The 16,841-nt window shown below is 73.1% G+C and carries 17 protein-coding genes; 14 read left to right on the top strand and 3 right to left on the bottom strand.

The features are described from left to right. Window positions 1–60: 60 nt before the first annotated feature. Together M3666_RS08160 and M3666_RS08155 are read left to right on the top strand one after the other, a co-directional pair. A complete protein-coding gene (locus tag M3666_RS08160; protein ID WP_158407746.1) occupies window positions 61–210 on the top strand; it encodes a hypothetical protein in 150 nt (49 codons plus the stop codon). Beyond that, window positions 207–377, top strand: coding sequence for a hypothetical protein (locus tag M3666_RS08155; RefSeq protein WP_158407745.1), 171 nt, complete (start codon window positions 207–209; stop codon window positions 375–377). The genes M3666_RS08160 and M3666_RS08155 overlap by 4 nt, the downstream gene beginning before the upstream one ends. Here M3666_RS08155 and M3666_RS08150 read toward each other — a convergent pair. Then, window positions 350–2,104 (bottom strand): AMP-binding protein, encoded by a 1,755-nt coding sequence (locus M3666_RS08150; RefSeq protein WP_251155004.1) that lies wholly within the window; start codon window positions 2,102–2,104, stop codon window positions 350–352. The two genes, M3666_RS08155 and M3666_RS08150, sit on opposite strands and share 28 nt — an antisense overlap. Before the next feature lie 83 nt (window positions 2,105–2,187). On the opposite strand from M3666_RS08150, the gene M3666_RS08145 reads away from it, so the two are divergent. From M3666_RS08145 to M3666_RS17060, 8 genes are all read left to right on the top strand, one after another. Further along, the gene (locus tag M3666_RS08145) at window positions 2,188–2,745 is read left to right on the top strand and encodes a hypothetical protein (protein ID WP_251154970.1); all 558 of its coding nucleotides are present in this window, start codon (window positions 2,188–2,190) and stop codon (window positions 2,743–2,745) included. Window positions 2,746–2,809: 64 nt separating this feature from the next. After that, entirely contained in the window at window positions 2,810–3,805 is a 996-nt protein-coding gene (locus M3666_RS08140; RefSeq protein ID WP_209682957.1) for an aldo/keto reductase, read from the top strand. Next, the gene (locus M3666_RS08135) at window positions 3,802–4,419 is read left to right on the top strand and encodes a hypothetical protein (protein ID WP_158407744.1); all 618 of its coding nucleotides are present in this window, start codon (window positions 3,802–3,804) and stop codon (window positions 4,417–4,419) included. Before M3666_RS08140 ends, M3666_RS08135 begins: the two co-directional genes overlap by 4 nt. An 89-nt stretch (window positions 4,420–4,508) precedes the next feature. Next, window positions 4,509–4,886, top strand: coding sequence for a holo-ACP synthase (locus M3666_RS08130; protein WP_209682962.1), 378 nt, complete (start codon window positions 4,509–4,511; stop codon window positions 4,884–4,886). 93 nt (window positions 4,887–4,979) lie between these two features. Then, window positions 4,980–5,267: an acyl carrier protein gene (locus M3666_RS08125; protein WP_209682965.1), complete on the top strand. Its 288-nt coding sequence runs from the start codon at window positions 4,980–4,982 to the stop codon at window positions 5,265–5,267. After that, window positions 5,264–6,478, top strand: a complete 1,215-nt coding sequence (locus tag M3666_RS08120; RefSeq protein ID WP_209682968.1) for an acyl-CoA dehydrogenase family protein — start codon at window positions 5,264–5,266, stop codon at window positions 6,476–6,478. The genes M3666_RS08125 and M3666_RS08120 overlap by 4 nt, the downstream gene beginning before the upstream one ends. Beyond that, window positions 6,475–7,416, top strand: a complete 942-nt coding sequence (locus M3666_RS08115; protein WP_251154969.1) for an amino acid--[acyl-carrier-protein] ligase — start codon at window positions 6,475–6,477, stop codon at window positions 7,414–7,416. Before M3666_RS08120 ends, M3666_RS08115 begins: the two co-directional genes overlap by 4 nt. Then, window positions 7,413–8,993, top strand: coding sequence for an alpha/beta hydrolase (locus M3666_RS17060; RefSeq protein ID WP_251154968.1), 1,581 nt, complete (start codon window positions 7,413–7,415; stop codon window positions 8,991–8,993). The genes M3666_RS08115 and M3666_RS17060 overlap by 4 nt, the downstream gene beginning before the upstream one ends. 73 nt (window positions 8,994–9,066) lie before the next feature. Here M3666_RS17060 and M3666_RS08105 read toward each other — a convergent pair whose 3' ends face one another. Beyond that, on the bottom strand, window positions 9,067–9,939 hold the full coding sequence (locus M3666_RS08105) for an alpha/beta fold hydrolase (RefSeq protein WP_251154967.1): 873 nt from the start codon (window positions 9,937–9,939) through the stop codon (window positions 9,067–9,069). 32 nt (window positions 9,940–9,971) lie between these two features. Continuing rightward, window positions 9,972–10,460, bottom strand: coding sequence for a peroxiredoxin (locus M3666_RS08100; RefSeq protein WP_066653934.1), 489 nt, complete (start codon window positions 10,458–10,460; stop codon window positions 9,972–9,974). A gap of 237 nt (window positions 10,461–10,697) precedes the next feature. Here M3666_RS08100 and aceE point away from each other — a divergent pair, with 237 nt between their 5' ends. The 4 genes from aceE to M3666_RS08080 all read left to right on the top strand — a co-directional run bounded on the left by aceE (window position 10,698) and on the right by M3666_RS08080 (window position 16,813). Then, a complete protein-coding gene (aceE, locus tag M3666_RS08095; RefSeq protein WP_251154966.1) occupies window positions 10,698–13,442 on the top strand; it encodes a pyruvate dehydrogenase (acetyl-transferring), homodimeric type in 2,745 nt (914 codons plus the stop codon). 34 nt (window positions 13,443–13,476) lie between these two features. Beyond that, on the top strand, window positions 13,477–14,679 hold the full coding sequence (locus tag M3666_RS08090) for a CdaR family transcriptional regulator (RefSeq protein ID WP_200884165.1): 1,203 nt from the start codon (window positions 13,477–13,479) through the stop codon (window positions 14,677–14,679). An 89-nt stretch (window positions 14,680–14,768) separates the two neighbouring features. Beyond that, on the top strand, window positions 14,769–15,761 hold the full coding sequence (locus tag M3666_RS08085) for an ACP S-malonyltransferase (protein ID WP_251154965.1): 993 nt from the start codon (window positions 14,769–14,771) through the stop codon (window positions 15,759–15,761). Then, a complete protein-coding gene (locus M3666_RS08080) occupies window positions 15,758–16,813 on the top strand; it encodes a beta-ketoacyl-ACP synthase III (protein ID WP_200884140.1) in 1,056 nt (351 codons plus the stop codon). The genes M3666_RS08085 and M3666_RS08080 overlap by 4 nt, the downstream gene beginning before the upstream one ends. Window positions 16,814–16,841 lie beyond the last annotated feature (28 nt).

Below are 16,841 nucleotides of genomic sequence, written 5' to 3'. Positions count from 1 at the left end.
CGGAGCAAGCTGGCCCCAGTCGCCGATCGGCGGCGACCCACAGCACGGGAAGGGCCGGCCATGAGCACCATCGACGCGACGCACTCGCAGTTCTCCGAGGTCCGGGAGGCAGCCCGTGGACGGGTCCTCGCCACCCTGGCGACCAGCCTCGGCATCGTCGCCGTGACCGTCGCCACCGCTGCCGTCACCGTCGTCACCCTCGGGGCGTGAGCACGGTGCGCACCGCGAACGACCTCCGCGAACTCCAGCGCCACCCCCACGAGTGGCACCGCCGCGGCCTGCGGCACCCCGACGAGATCGACGCCCTCGTGCACCACCGCACGCACGGCGACGTCCCGCCCGAGCCGACCTACGGCGACTTCTTCCGCGTCGCCTGAGCCCGTCCCACCGAACGGAGCTCCGGGAACTGGTCGTCCCGCCACTCCCCCTCGACCGACACACCGCCCGACGCCGCGGACTCCTCGCGCTCGCGGAGCTCGACCCGTCGGATCTTGCCCGAGATCGTCTTCGGCAGCTGCCCGAACTCGACCCGGCGGACCCGGGCGTACGCCGGGAGCGCGACCCGTGCGTGCTCGAGCACCGCACGAGCGGTCTCGGCCGTCGGCTCCCACCCGGCCGCGAGCGTGACGTAGGCCTTCACGACGTTCAGCCGTGCGTCGTCCGGTGCGGGGACGACGGCGCTCTCGGCCACGGCGTCGTGCTGCAGCAGGGCGCTCTCGACCTCGAACGGCGACACCTTGTAGTCGGAGGACTTGAAGACGTCGTCGGTCCGGCCGATGAAGGTCAGCTGCCCGTCCGCGTCGCGGACCGCGATGTCGCCGGTGTGGAAGAAGCCGTCCCGCATCGCGTCGGCGGTGCGCTCCGGGTCGCCGAGGTACCCGGCCATCAGGTTCGTCGGCCGCTGGGTCAGGTCGAGGCAGACCTCGCCCTCGTCCCCGACGCGCCCGGTCAGCGGGTCGAGCAGCGTCACGGCCACCCCGGGCAGCGGACGACCCATCGCCCCGGGTGTCACCGCCCCACCGGGCACGTTGCCGATGATCGCCGTCGTCTCGGTCTGGCCGTAGCCGTCGCGGATCGTCAGGCCCCAGGCCGCCTGGACACGGGCGATCACCTCGGGGTTGAGCGGCTCGCCCGCGGACACCACCTCGCGCAGCGCGCGCGGCCTCGGTCCGAGGTCGGACTGCAGGAGCATCCGCCAGGCCGTCGGCGGCGCGCAGAACGTGTCGACGCCGGCCTCGTCGAGCTGCGCGAGGAGCCCTGCCGGGTCGAAGCGCGGCGTGTCGTACACGAAGACGGTCGCCTCGGCGATCCACGGCGCGAAGAAGCAGCTCCAGGCGTGCTTGCCCCACCCGGGTGAACTGATGGCCAGGTGCACGTCGCCGGGCCGGAGTCCGAGCCAGTGCATCGTGCTGAGGTGGCCGACCGGGTACGACGCCTGCGTGTGCACGACCATCTTCGGCCGCGAGGTGGTGCCCGACGTGAAGTACACCAGGCAGGGGTCGTCGGTGCTCGTGGTGACCACGGGCCGCACCTCGTCCGCCGGCGCCGGGGTACCGAGGTCATCCGGGTAGGACGTCCAGCCGTCGACCGCTCCCCCGACCACGATGCGCGACGGAGCACCCGTCACCCCGTCGAACTTCGGCGTCTCCCCGTGGTTCGTGACGACGTGCGCGACGCCGCCGCGGTCGATGCGGTCCTGCAGGTCGGCGGTGTCGAGCATGGTCGAGGTCGGCAGGATGACCGCGCCGAGCTTCATCACCGCCAGCATCGTCTCCCACAGCTCGAGCTGGTTGCCGAGCATCAGGAGCACGTGGTCGCCCTTCCGGACCCCGAGCCGGTCCAGGCGGACCGCGAGCCGGTCGGAGCGGGCGGCCATCTCGGCGTACGTCGTGCGCGAGCCGCCGTCCTCGTCGACGATCCACAGCGCCACGCGGTCGTTCCCACGGGCGACCACGTCGAACCAGTCGGTCGCCCAGTTGAAGGTCCGGCCGAGGTCGGGCCAGCGGAACGCACGTCGGGCGGCCTCGGCACGCTCGGTGTCGTGCTCGTCGAGGACCGCGAGCAGTTCGTCACGGGCGGCGCGGTACACGGCGGTCGGGTTCAGGGAGGACACCGGTCGATCATGCCCCACCGGGCACCCCGCGCGCTCGCAGCGGACGGTCGTCCGTCGCGGGTAGCGTCGTCCTCGTGGACGGTGTCGGTGTGGTGGACGAGTCCGGGCGGCTGCGGCTCCTCGGCAGCGCCGTGGCCGGCGCGGCCTTCGGCGTGGTGCTCGCGGTGCTCGTCGCGTCGTCCTGGCTGACGACCACGACGGCGCTGCTCGTCGGGGTCGGTGTGCCCGCGGGGATCGCCGGTGCGACCATCGGCGTCCGGACGCAGCTGCGGGCCTGGCGAGCCGCCGGCGGCTACGAGCGATCGGCGGCCGTGCAGCGATGGGTCGCGGAACAGCGTGTGCCGCCGGGGGTCACGGCCGACGAGTGGGTCCCGGCGCTGCAGGCGCAGGCCGACCGCGAGGGCGCCGGTTGGGGCAAGATCGTCCTCTGCGTGCTCTGGACCGCGATGACGCTCTCGATGGCGGACCAGCACGGCCCGCTCCTGACGGGGTTGCTCGTCGCGCTCTGGGTCGGGATCGGCGCGTGGTCCGCGCTCTGGGTCGTCCCCCGCGCCCGCGCAGCACGGGCACTGCTCCGTCGCGGGGTCGGGACCGAGCCGTACCCGACGGAGTCCCGACCGACCGAGTCCTGAGCCGGCCCTGCGCCCCGGGGATCGTCACGGGACGTCCGCGGCTGCCGTGACTACGCTCGTCCGCATGCAGAGTCGCACCCTCGGCCGCACCGGCCGCTCCGTGTCCGTCGTCGGCCTCGGCACCTGGCAGTTCGGCGGTGACTGGGGTCCCGTCAGCGAGCAGGACGCCGCCGCCGTGATGGACGCCTCGGTCGAGTCCGGCGTCACCCTCTTCGACACCGCCGACGTGTACGGCGACGGTCGCAGCGAGCAGCTCATCGGGGCATGGCGACAGGCCAACCCCGACGTGCCGCTCACCGTGACGACCAAGATGGGTCGACGCGCCGACCAGGTCCCCGCGAACTACGTCGCGGCCAACTTCCGCGAGTGGGTCGACCGCTCCCGGCGCAACCTCCGGCAGGACACCCTCGACCTCGTGCAGCTGCACTGCCCGCCGACCGCGGTCTTCGAGGACGACGCCGTGTACGACGCCCTCGACGCCCTCGTCGCCGACGGGTCGGTCGCCGCGTACGGCGTCTCCGTCGAGACCGCGGACCAGGCGCTCACCGCGATCGCCCGCCCGCACGTCGCGAGCGTGCAGGTCATCCTCAACGCGTTCCGGCTCAAGCCGCTGGACCGCGTGCTGCCGGCCGCACGAGAGGCAGGGGTCGGGATCCTCGCGCGCGTGCCGTTGGCATCGGGACTGCTCTCCGGGAAGTACACGACCGAGACCACGTTCAGCGAGGGCGACCACCGCAACTACAACCGTCACGGCGAGGCCTTCGACCAGGGCGAGACGTTCAGCGGCGTCGACTTCGCGGACGGCGTGCAGGCCGCCCGGGCGTTCGCGGCGGCGCTGCCCGAGGGCATCTCGGTCCCGCAGGCGGCGCTCGCGTGGATCGTCGCGCAGGACGGAGTCACCGCCGCCATCCCGGGCGCCAGGAACCCCGAGCAGGCCCGCTCGAACGCCGGAGCACCGGACCTGGTCGACGGCGGCGCACTCGACCTCGGCGCCCTCGACAGCACGGTGCACGAGCTCTACGACCGGTGGTTCCGCGCCACCGTGCACGACCGGTGGTGAGCCGCCGGCCCGGCACGCGAACCGGCCGGGCCCCGCGGACGGGCGGTGCGCGGACGGCGCCCCGGAGCGTCGTCGTCACGCTCGTCGCGGCGCTGGCCGTCCTCCTGCTCGCCCTCTGCACGGCGCCGGCGGCGGGGACGACCCGCACCGCGCCTCCCTGGCCGGCACCGACCGACCTGCAGACGCGCGCCGAAGCGGCGGGCCTGCGGAACGTCTGGGGCGAACCGCTCGCCGAGCACGTGCACACGCACCTGACGATCCTGGACGGCTCGACACCGGTGACGGTCCCGGGCGACGTCGGGCACTCGTCGCGGGAGCGGTTCGCCGCCGAGCTCCACACCCACGACACCTCCGGCATCCTGCACGTCGAGTCGCCGACCCGGCAGACGTTCACACTCGGGCAGTTCTTCGACGAGTGGGACGTCTCGCTCGGCGCGGGGCACGTCGGCGGGCTGCACGGGGAGCTGACGACCTGGGTCGACGGACACCGGTACCTCGGCAACCCGCGGTCGATCGCGTTGACGAACCGTCGCGAGGTCGTGCTCGTCGTCACCACGATCGGCGAGGTGCCGCACCTGCCGGCGCCGTTCGACTGGCCGCCGCAGTACCGCTGACGGGGGTCGTCACCGGGGTCGGGGGCGGCTCGCGGCCACGCGGCGACGCCGTGGTGCCACCGCGTGGCTGCGAGCCGTACGCTGCACCCGTGACGACGATCCGGACCGGTACCGACCTCGCGGCGGTCGAGGACGTCGTCGCGGGCATCGCCACACACGGCGAGCGCTACCTGTCGCGGGTGTTCACCGACCGCGAGCGCGCCGACTGCGGTGACGACCCCGAGCGTCTGGCCGCCCGCTTCGCCGGCAAGGAGGCCGTGCTGAAGCTGCTGCGACCCGCGCCGGGCGACGCGGTCCCCCCGACGGACGTCGCGGTGGTGCTGGACGCCGCCGGCGCCCCGGTCGTCGAGCTCTCCGGCCGCGCCGCCGAGCTCGCCGCGGCGGTCGGCTGCGGACCGGTCGCGGTGTCGTTGTCACACGAACGGGGGCTGGCGCTGGCGACCGCCGTGGCGCTGTCCCGACGCTGACCGACCCGGTCCCGCGTTCCTTGCGGCGCACGTGCGGGATCACGCACGTGCACGGCGGTTTTCCGGGCCCGCATGCTCCCTATCGTTGCTCGCATGCACCAGGACCCGACCTCCGCACCCGCCCCCGTCGCCCTCGCCGCGCCCGGCGCCGAGCAGGCCGTCCGACGGGCCCTCGCCGACCACGGACACCTCACCGTCGACGCGTCCGACATCGCCTCGATCGCCGACCTGTACGCGCTCGGCCTGACCTCGCACGCCACCGTGAACGTGATGCTCGCGGTGGAGAACGAGCTCGACGTGGAGTTCCCCGACGCCGTGCTGCACCGCTCGACCTTCGCCACGATCGAGTCGATCGCGGCCGCCGCGGAGGCAGCAGCGTGAGCACCCCCGTCCTGGACGACCCGTCGGTCCCCGTCGGCCCGGACACGACCGGAGCGACCACGCCCGTCGACCGCTTCGCCCTCCGCGCCGCACTCGTCGCCGAGGTCGCCGCCCGGCACGCCGACGAGGTCGACCGCGACGCCCGTCCGCCCCGCGAGGCGATCGCGGCGATGAAGGAGCACGGCCTCCTGGCGGCCGCCGTCCCGACCGCACTCGGCGGCGAGGGAGCCACCCTCGCCGAGCTCTCGACGATCGCCACGGCCCTCGGGCGGGCGTGCGCCGCGACCGGGATGGTCTTCGCGATGCACCACGGACAGGCGATGGCGCTCTGGCGGCACGGCGGCGTCGGCCTCGGTGTCACCGCGATGACCGAGGCCGTCCTGGCCGGAGCGCTCGTGGCGTCCTCGACGACCGAGAAGGGCATCGGTGGCGACGCGCGCCGGAGCACCTGCGCCATCGAGGTCTCCACCGCTGGTCGCATCCACCTGCACAAGGAGGCGCCCGTCATCTCCTACGCGACCGAGGCCGACGCGGTGTTCGTCACCGCCCGTCGCGACCCCGACGCCGCGCCCTCGGACCAGCGTCTCGTCGTCTGCCTGCCCGAGGACACGACCCTCACGCAGACCTCGACCTGGGACACCCTCGGTCTCCGCGGCACCTGCAGCAACGGCTGGGTGCTCGACGCCGACACCCACGAGGACCGGGTGCTCCGCGACGACTACGCGACGATCTCGGCGCAGACGGTCCTGCCGGTCTCGCACGTGCTGTGGGCGTCGGTCTGGACCGGCATCGCCGCCGGCGCCGCCGAACGCGCCCGGCAGGCCGTGCGGAAGCAGGCGCGGGCCGCGGTCGGGACGACCCCGCCGGGAGCCCTCCGGCTCGCCGAGCTCCTGGTGGAGCTGCAGACCCTCGCGGACGCGGTCCGCCACGCCGCGGAGCGCTTCGACCGGTCCGCCGACGACGCGACGGTGCTCGGCTCCCCCGCGTACGCACTCGCCGCCAACGCCCTGAAGATCGCCGCATCGGAGCGGGTCGTCGACATCGTGACGACCGCGATGCGCATCGTCGGCATCGCCGGGTTCGCCGCGACCGGGCCGCTGAGCATCGCCCGACACCTCCGGGACGCCCACGGAGCCGCCGTCATGGTGAGCAACGACCGGCTCCTGCAGAACGACGCCGCACTGGCACTCATGAGCGGAGCACTCCTGTGACCATCACCGACCACACCACCACGTCCGACCTCGACGCCGCGCGCGCCGACCTGCGCGGACGTCTGCTCACCGACCGGGTCCTCGTCGACCTCGGCTCCCCCGGGCTCTACGGCCGCACCGGCGTCTTCGAGCGCGTGTACGGCGCGGTCGACGCCGCCGTCATGCGGAGCCAGGCCGACCTCGACGCCGAGGTCCTGCGCTTCCCGCCGGTCGAGCCGCTCGCCGCGTTCGAGCGGACGGACTACATCGCGTCGTTCCCGGACCTCGCCGCGTCGATCTCCGGCTTCACCGGCGACGACCGGACGCACCGCGCACTGCTGGCCGCCCGGGGTCGCGGCGAGCGCTGGGAGTCGTTCCTCGAGCCCGCCGACCTCATGCTGACCCCGGCCGTCTGCCACCCGCTGTACGGGCTGATCGGCGACACGGTGCCGGCCGGTGGTCGGACGTTCGACATCGTCGGCGACTCGTTCCGCCGCGAGCCCTCGCTCGACCCGATGCGACTGCAGGCCTTCCACATGCACGAGTTCGTGCACGTCGGCACCCCCGAGTCGGCGAAGGCGCACCGCGACGGCCGCATCCCGGGCATGCGCGCCCTGCTCGAGTCCTTCGGCCTGGCGATCGACGTCGTCCCGGCGAACGACCCGTTCTTCGGTCGGGTCGGCCAGATGCTCGCCCGGAACCAGGTCGAGCAGTCGCTGAAGTACGAGTTCGTCACCCCCGTGTACGGGCCCGAGCACGAGGCGACGGCGATCTCGTCGGCGAACCTGCACGAGGACCACTTCGGCACGTCGTTCGGTCTCCGCACCGCCGACGGCGAGGTGGCCCACAGCGCCTGCACCGCGTTCGGCCTCGAGCGCATCACGATCGCCCTGTTCGCCGCGCACGGCACCGACCCGGACCGCTGGACGACCGACGTCCGCGCGGCCCTGGCGCTGTGACCACCCACCACGGCTGGTCGGGGTCGCCTGCGCTGCGCCTCGCCGTGCAGCTCCCGCCGACCGCACGCGCCGGCGTGGTCCTCTGCCCGCCGCTCGGGCAGGAGGGCGTCATCGCCTACCGCACGCTGCGGCTGCTGGCGGACGGCCTGGAGGCCCGTGGCGTGGCCTCGGTGCGCTACGACCCGTCCGGACGTGGGGACTCCGCGGACGACGGCGACCCCGACGCGCAGGTCCGGTCCGCTCGCGCCGCCGCGGCGGTGCTGCGCCGGTCGGGGGTCGAGCGCATCGCGTTCGTGGGTCTCGCCTCGGCAGCCCTGGTCGCGGCCGCCGCCGTCGGTGACGACGACGCCCTGGTCGTCTGGGACGCCCCGGCGTCCGGACGTGCCTGGCTGCGACGGCAGCGGGCGCTCGCGACGATCACGATCGGCCCCGACCGGATCGTGGACGGGGTCGAGTCGCTCGTGGGCATCGACCTCGGACCCGCCGAGACCGCCGTCGTCGGCGCCCTGGCGTACGCGCCACGCTCCGCGACGACGGTCGCCGTCGTCCGCCCTGGTGCCGTCCCGCCGCGCGGACTCGGCCCGGTCGAGGTCCTCGAGGTGGACGGCACCGCCGAGCTCCTCGACGGCACGAGCATCGACGCCCGGATCCCGGCGGACGCCGTCGACGCCGTGGTCGGTCGGCTGGACGCCTGGGCACCCGCCACCGCTGCTCCGACGACCCCGCCCGCGCTCGACGAGGTGCTGGACGTCGACGACCGCGTGTCCGAGCGGGTGCTCCGCATCGGCCCGGACGGGCTCTTCGCCGTCGAGACCGTGTCCTCCGCCCAGGACGAGGACGCCCCGGTGGTGCTGCTCCACAACGGCGGCGCCGAGCACCGGACCGGCGCCGTCGACTACCAGGTCGCCCTCGCGCGGACGCTGGCCCGTGACGGCGCCCGCGTCGTGCGCGTCGACCGGCGGGGTACCGGGGAGAGCTCGGACGTGCGCGCCGACGAGGACGCCTTCCTGTTCGCGCAGGAGTGGGTCGACGACCAGCACGAGGTGGTCGCGGCGTTGCGGGTCCCCTCCGAGCGGCTCGCCATCGTCGGCATGTGCGCCGGTGCGTGGCTCGCCGGCCGCGCGGTCGACGAGCACCCGCGGCTCGTGGTGGAGATCAGTCCGAACGACTACCGCCGCACGCCCGCGGCTCCGGGCTCGTACGCCGGGTCCGCGCAGGCGGTGGCCGACGCGTCCCGGCTCCGTCGCGCGCTCCGCGCTCCCTACAACCGCCTCGTCCCGGCGCGGGTCCGCGACGCGATCGCCCGCCGCGGGGCGCTCGGCGGCGTCGTCGGCCACCTCGGCCCGATCGTCGAGCACGGCACTGACGTCGTCGTGGTCGCGGCGCCGGAGGACATCGAACGCTTCGAGCGGTACGGCGGCCGTCGCGCCGTCCGCCGCTGGGGTGCGAAGGTCTCGGTCGTGGAGGTCCCGGACGGCGACCACGCGCTGTTCTCGCCGGCGATGCGACGCGCGGTGGTGACCGAGGTGCGGTCCCGCATCGCGGAGACGTTCCCCGCCGGGGCAGTGGCGGGCTGAGCAGGGCCGCGCTCGCACGGCCGCGCTGGGGGCGCGGCGCCGTCGGACGACCGCTGCGGAACGGCCCGACCCGTCAGGCCGGTGCGGAGGTGAGTCCGAGGAACGCCGCCACGGCACCGGGGTGCTCGACGTGTGCGAAGTGCCCGCAGTCGTCGAGCACGGCCGTCCGGGCTCCCGGCACCAGGCCGCGCAGGTCGTCGAGGTCGGACACCCGGGCGAAGACGTCCCCGCGGCCGAGCACCGCAGTCACCGGGCAGCCGACCGAGCGCCAGCGGTCGACGTCGTAGCCGGCGGCGTCCCGGGCGGCAGCCGTGAAGCGCTCGGGCCGGAACTCGTCGACGAAGGCGTCGAGGACACTCGGGTCCAGTCGACGGACGTGCGCGAACACGGGTGCGGCGACGAGCGGCAGGAGTCCGACGCGGGCGGTGCCACGGAGGATCGCCCTCGCCCGACGACCCGTCACGAGGAGCCCGGCCCGCAGCAGCGTGAACGCGGGGAGGGACGCGAGCGCACGCCAGGGTCGGCCGGAGGCCCGCACGGTCGCGGTCGTCGTGCCCGACACGAGCCCGAGCGACCCGACGCGCTCGGGAGCGACCACGGCGAGGTGGAGCGCGACGAACGCGCCCATCGAGTGCCCGACGACGTCGACCGACCCCACGGCGAGGGCGTCGAGGACCTCCAGCAGCACGCGGACGCCGTCGTCCACGGTGAACGGCCCCGCGGGCGCCGCCGAGGACCCCCACCCGGGCAGGTCGACGAGCACGAGACCCCGCGCGCCGACACCACCGGCGGCGGCCAGCAACGGCGTCCAGGTCGTCCACGACCCCGCCACGCCGTGGAGCAGCAGCACCGGGTCGGCACCGGGACGGTGGTGCACCACCACGGGCCCGCTGCTGGTGGGCACCGTGGTGCTCCGGAGCGACCACGCGGCGGCCGCGTCGGTCACCGGCCAGGGTGCGTAGGGGCTCGCGGGGACGGTCAGGCGACCGGGACCGGCGCGGTGCACGCGGCGAGACGGTCGAGCGCCTCGCGGTACTCGGCGACGTCGCGCTGCAGCCCGGGCTCGGTGATGATCGACGCCTTGATGCGACCGTGCACGTCGATGACGAACGTCGCGCGGGTCGCGAAGCCCTTCTTGTCGAGGAACACGCCGTACTCCTTCGACACCGCGCCGTGCGGCCAGAAGTCGGCGAGCAGCTCGAAGTCGTAGCCGTGCGTCTCGGCGAACGAGCGGAGCGTGGCCTTCGAGTCGACGGAGATGCCGATCAGCTCGACCCGCTGGTCCTCGAACATCGCGATGTTGTCCTGCAGGGTGCAGAGCTCGTTCGTGCAGCCGGACGAGAACGCCAGCGGGAAGAAGACGAGGGCGACCGGGCGGACGCCACGGAAGTCGCTGAGGCGGACGTGCTCGCCGAACTGGTTCGGGAGCTCGAAGTCCGGCGCGAGGGAGCCGATCTCCAGGGCCATCGGTGCGCTGCTTCTTCCTCGGGCGTGGGGTGTGCCCGTGTCGCGTGCGCACGTGCGGGTCGTCCGTGCACGATCGGCAATCGTACGCCGACCGCACCAGGACGCAAGTACCACCTGCACGACACCATCAGCGAAGGCGTCGGTCGTGGGGCCTAAGGTGGTGTGGGCTCCGACCGGTCGTGACCCGACCATCGGTGGCCCCCATGTCCACCACCACGAGAACGAACGAGGTCAAGGGTGACGGTGAACGACCAGGACCCGCGCAGCACCGCAGGGACCGACCAGGACCCGGAGGAGACCGCAGAGTGGCGTGAGTCGCTCGACGGACTCGTCGCGACGCACGGCCACCAGCGGGCCCGCGAGATCATGCAGAGCCTGCTGAAGCGCTCGAACGAGCTGCACCTCGGCGTGCCGATGGTCCCGACGACCGACTACGTCAACACGATCGCGCCCGAGGACGAGCCGGAGTTCCCCGGTGACGAGGAACTCGAGCGCCGCTACCGCCGGTGGATCCGGTGGAACGCCGCGATCACGGTGCACCGCGCCCAGCGCCCCGGCGTCGCGGTCGGTGGGCACATCTCGACGTACGCGTCGAGCGCCGCGATGTACGAGGTCGGCTACAACCACTTCTTCCGCGCGCAGGACCACCCGTCCGGCGGTGACCAGGTCTTCTTCCAGGGCCACGCCTCCCCCGGCATGTACGCCCGCGCCTACATGGAGGGCCGCCTCAGCGAGGACCAGCTCGACGGCTTCCGCCAGGAGAAGTCGCACGCGGGCGGCGGACTGTCGTCCTACCCGCACCCGCGCCTCATGCCGCACTTCTGGCAGTTCCCGACCGTGTCGATGGGCATCGGCCCGATCAACGCGATCTACCAGGCCCAGCAGGCCAAGTACCTGTCCAACCGCGGCATCAAGGACGCCTCCGACCAGCAGGTCTGGGCGTTCCTCGGCGACGGCGAGATGGACGAGGTCGAGTCGCGCGGGCAGCTGCAGGTCGCGGCGAACGACGGGCTCGACAACCTGAACTTCGTCATCAACTGCAACCTCCAGCGCCTCGACGGACCCGTCCGCGGCAACGGCAAGATCATCCAGGAGCTCGAGGCGTTCTTCCGCGGCGCGGGCTGGAACGTCATCAAGGTCGTCTGGGGCCGCGAGTGGGACGACCTGCTCGCCCGCGACACCGAGGGCGCGCTCCTCAACCTGATGAACGCGACGCCGGACGGCGACTACCAGACCTACAAGGCCGAGAACGGCGCCTACGTCCGCGAGAACTTCTTCGGGCGCGACCCGAAGGCGCTCGAGCTCGTCGAGGGCTACACGGACGACCAGATCTGGAACCTCAAGCGCGGCGGGCACGACTACCGCAAGGTCTACGCCGCGTTCAAGGCCGCGACCGAGCACAAGGGCCAGCCGACGGTCATCCTGGCGAAGACGGTCAAGGGCTACGGCCTCGGCCCGAGCTTCGAGGGGCGCAACGCGACCCACCAGATGAAGAAGCTCACGCTCGACAACCTCAAGCAGTTCCGCGACGAGATGCGCATCCCGATCTCCGACGCACAGCTCGACGAGGACCCCTACACCCCGCCGTACTACCACCCCGGTCACGACGACGAGGCGATCCAGTACATGCACGAGCGTCGCCGCAAGCTCGGCGGGTACGTGCCGGAGCGTCGGACGAAGTACACGCAGTTCACGCTGCCGGAGGAGTCGAAGTACCAGGTCGTGAAGAAGGGCTCCGGCAAGCAGGAGGTCGCCACGACGATGGCGTTCGCCCGCCTGCTGAAGGACCTGCTCCGCTCCCCGGACTTCGGCAACCGCGTGGTGCCGATCATCCCGGACGAGGCGCGCACGTTCGGCATGGACGCCTACTTCCCGACCGCGAAGATCTACAACCCGAACGGCCAGCACTACACGTCGGTCGACCGCGAGCTGCTCCTGGCCTACAAGGAGAGCCCGCAGGGCCAGATCATCCACGTCGGCATCAACGAGGCGGGCGCCCTCGCGGCCTTCACCGCCGTCGGGTCCTCGTACTCGACGCAGGGCGAACCGCTCATCCCGGTCTACGTCTTCTACTCGCAGTTCGGGTTCCAGCGCACCGGCGACGCGATCTGGGCCGCCGGTGACCAGATGGTCCGCGGCTTCATGATCGGTGCCACCGCAGGGCGCACCACGCTGACCGGCGAGGGCCTGCAGCACGCCGACGGTCACTCGCCGCTCCTCGCGGCGACGAACCCGGCGGTCGTGTCCTACGACCCGGCCTACGGCTACGAGATCGGGCACATCGTCCGGTCCGGCCTCGAGCGCATGTACGGGACGAACGAGGACGGTTCGCCGTCCCACGACGACCCGAACGTCATGTACTACCTGACGGTCTACAACGAGCCGCTCGTGCAGCCCGCCGAGCCCGAGGGCGTCGACGTCGAGGGCATCGTCAAGGGCATGTACCTGCTCAAGCCGAGCGAACACGACGGCCCGAAGGCCCAGCTGCTCGCGTCCGGCGTCGCGGTGCCGTGGATCCTCGAGGCGCAGCAGCTCCTCGCCGAGGACTGGGGCGTGTCCGCCGACGTCTGGAGCGTCACGAGCTGGGGCGAGCTCACCCGTGACGGTCTCGACGCCGAGCAGCAGGCGTTCCTCAACCCGAACGAGCAGCCGCGCACCCCGTACGTGACCGAGCGCCTGCTCGGCACCGAGGGGCCGGTCGTGGCGGTGAGCGACTTCATGCACGCCGTGCAGGAGCAGATCCGTCCGTTCGTCCCGACCGACTTCGCGACGCTCGGTGCCGACGGCTTCGGCTTCTCGGACACCCGTCCGGCGGCACGCCGCTTCTTCCACATCGACGGTCCGTCCGTCGTGGTGCGCACGCTGCAGCAGCTCGCGAAGCAGGGCAAGGTCGACCACGCCGTCGTCCAGCAGGCGATCGACAAGTACCGCCTGCACGACGTCAACGCCGGCACGACCGGCAGCGCGGGCGGAGAGGCCTGATCCGCTGGTGAGCACACCCCGCACCGACGCTGCCGTGGGCCAGGAGAGGGACCGCGAACGCGCGCTCTCCTGGCTCCGGCAGGTGTCGGGCGAACTCTCGACCGCCACGATCAAGCGGCTCGAGGACACCCTGCCCTGGTACAGCGAGATGCCCCCGGGGCGGCGGTCCGCTGTGGGCCTCGTCGCCCAGGCGGGGATCACCTCGTTCATCTCCTGGCTCGAGGGCACCGCGTCGACCCCCTGGATCGCCGCCGCCGACGTCTTCGGGTCCGCCCCGCGCGAGCTCCTGCGTTCGGTGAGCCTGCAGCAGACGCTGCAGCTCATCCGCGTCGTGGTGACCGTGGTCGAGGAGCGCGCGAAGGACGACGAGATGCTCCAGGAAGCGATCCTGAAGTACTCGCGGGACATCGCCTTCGCAGCGGCCGACGTCTACGCCCGCGCCGCCGAGGCCCGCGGCCTGTGGGACGCCCGGCTCGAGGCACTGGTCGTCGACTCGATCCTGTCGGGCGAGTACGACGACGAGCTGCCCTCCCGCATCGCAGCGCTCGGCTGGCACGGCCACGGCGAGGTCGCGGTGCTCGTCGGGAACGCACCGAAGCAGCTCGAGGTCGACCAGATCCGCCGCACCGCGCGCCACATGGACGCCGACGTGCTCATCGGCGTGCAGGGCTCTCGGCTCGTGGTCGTCATCGGGCGGGCCACCCCGCGTGACGACGTCCCCGAGGGCGAGGAGCCGGTGTCCTTCACCGCCATCGCCCAGGCCCTCGAACCGTCGTTCGGCGAGGGGCACCTGGTGCTCGGCAACGAGGTCCCCGGGGTCGTCGACGCCTCGACCAGCGCGAAGGGCGCCCTCGCCGGGTTCGCCGTCGCACGGGCGTGGCGCGGTGCTCCCCGTCCGGCACTCGCCGACGACCTGCTGCCGGAGCGGGCCCTGGCGGGTGACCCGCTCGCTCGGTCGGCACTGGTGCAGCGCATCTACGTCCCCCTCAAGGACCAGTCGACCGAGCTCCTGCAGACGCTCTGGTGCTACCTCGACACCGGCCGGTCGCTCGAGGCGACGGCGCGCGAGCTGTTCGTGCACCCGAACACCGTGCGCTACCGGCTCCGCCGCGTCGCCGACGTCATCGGGTGGGACGCCACCCACGCGCGTGACGCCCTGATCGTGCAGTCGGCGCTCATCCTCGGCGCGATGTCCGAGTCGAACGCCGGTCGACGGCGCCTGCCGCCGCGTCGCTGACCCGACGGTAGGGATCGCACAACGTCCCCGCCGGATCGCTGTCGGATGTCCACACGGGCCGACGGCGGCGCGGCGACGAGGATTGACCGGTGATCGTCGTCGTCGCGCCCGGACAGGGCTCCCAGACCCCCGGCTTCCTCGCCCCCTGGCTCGAGGACTCCGCCGTCCGTGACCGCGTCGGAGCGTGGTCCGAGGCGATCGGCGTCGACCTCGTCGAGCACGGCACGAACTCCGACGCGGACACCATCAAGGACACCGCCCTCGCGCAGCCGCTCATCGTGGCTGCCGGGCTCGTCACCGCCGACGCTCTGCTCGCCGACGGCCGTCGTGCCCTGGTCGGCGGCGTCGCCGGACACTCGGTCGGCGAGTTCACCGCCGCCGGTGTCGCCGGGATCCTCGAGCCGACCGACGCCGTCGCGCTGGTCGCCGAGCGCGGCCGGGCGATGGCGGACGCCGCAGCGCTGGAGCCGACGTCGATGGCCGCCGTGCTCGGCGGCGACGCCGACGCGGTCGCCGCAGCCCTCGAGCAGCACGGGCTCGTGCCGGCCAACCACAACGGCGGCGGCCAGACCGTCGTCGCCGGTCCCGCCGACGCCGTCGCAGCACTGGCCGCCGATCCGCCGGCTCGCGCCCGGGTCGTGCCGCTCGCCGTCGCCGGCGCCTTCCACACGCGGTACATGGCCCCCGCGGTCGACCGGGTCGGACCGGTCGCGGCCGGGGCGTCGGTGCAGGACCCGACGCTGCCGATCTGGACGAACGCCGACGGATCGCGCGTGGACGACGGCCGACGGTTCGTCGACCTGATGGTCCGCCAGATCGCGAACCCCGTGCACTGGGACGCCGTCATGGCGTCCTTCTCCGCCGCCGGTGTCACCGGCATCATCGAACTCGCGCCGGCGGGCGCGCTCGTCGGGCTGGCCAAGCGTGGCCTGCGCGGCACGCCCACCGTCGCCGTCAAGACCCCCGACGACCTGCCCGCCGCCGTCGAGCTCCTCGAGCAGGACGCGCGCGCAGCAGCCGTCCCGGACGATCAGCCGGTGGGCGAGCAGCCCGCAGGCGAGGAAGCAGACGCAACCGCATGACCGACGCCACCACGCCGTCCCCCGCAGCCGACGGGACCGACGCGCCCCGCGCCTCCCGTCCGGTGCTGCAGCAGCGTCGCGGCCACGAGTACACCCGCATCATGGCGTTCGGTGCCGCCCGCGGTGAGCACGTCGTGCCGAACGAGGACCTCGTCGGTCCGATCGACTCCTCCGACGAGTGGATCCGCCAGCGCACCGGCATCGTGACGCGCAAGCGTGCCGGCGCCGACGTCGAGGCGGTCGACCTGGCCGAGGCCGCGGCGCGCGAGGCCATCGAGAAGGCCGGCATCACGCCCGAGCAGGTCGGCGTCGTGCTCGTCAGCACCGTCACCCACACCGTGGCGACGCCGTCGATGGCGTCGTTGCTCGCGGAGCGCATCGGCGCGACGCCCGCGGCGGCCTACGACGTCAGCGCGGCCTGCGCCGGCTACGCGTACGGCATCGCCCAGGCCGACTCGTTCATCAAGTCCGGGCTCGCCGACCACGTGCTGGTCGTCGGGGCCGAGAAGCTCAGCGACGTCGTCGACCCGACCGACCGCTCGATCTCGTTCCTGCTCGGTGACGGTGCGGGTGCCGCGATCGTCGGCCCGAGCGACTTCCCCGGCATCGCCCCGACGATCTGGGGCTCGGACGGCTCGAAGTGGGACGCCATCGGCATGACGGCGACGTACAACGAGTGGGCCGCCGGAGCCCCGCGTCCCACGATGCGCCAGGCCGGTCAGACGGTGTTCCGCTGGGCCGTCTGGGAGATGGTCAAGGTCGCGCGGCAGGCGCTCGAGACCGCTGGCGTCCGTCCGGAGGACCTCGCCGCGTTCGTGCCGCACCAGGCGAACATCCGCATCATCGACGAGTTCGCCAAGCAGCTCGGCCTGCCCGAGACGGTGACGATCGCCCGCGACATCACCACCACCGGCAACACCTCCGCCGCGAGCATCCCGCTCGCCACGCACCGCCTGCTCGAGGAGCACCCCGAGCTCTCCGGCGGTCTCGCGCTGCAGATCGGCTTCGGTGCCGGTCTCGTGTTCGGCGCGCAGGTCGTCGTCCTCCCCTAGTCCCCCATCCCGGCTCGGCTCCGGGCAC

The organism is Curtobacterium sp. ODYSSEY 48 V2 (assembly GCF_023712625.1).
Taxonomy (GTDB): domain Bacteria; phylum Actinomycetota; class Actinomycetes; order Actinomycetales; family Microbacteriaceae; genus Curtobacterium.
This window is presented reverse-complemented; position numbering and strand designations above follow the sequence as displayed.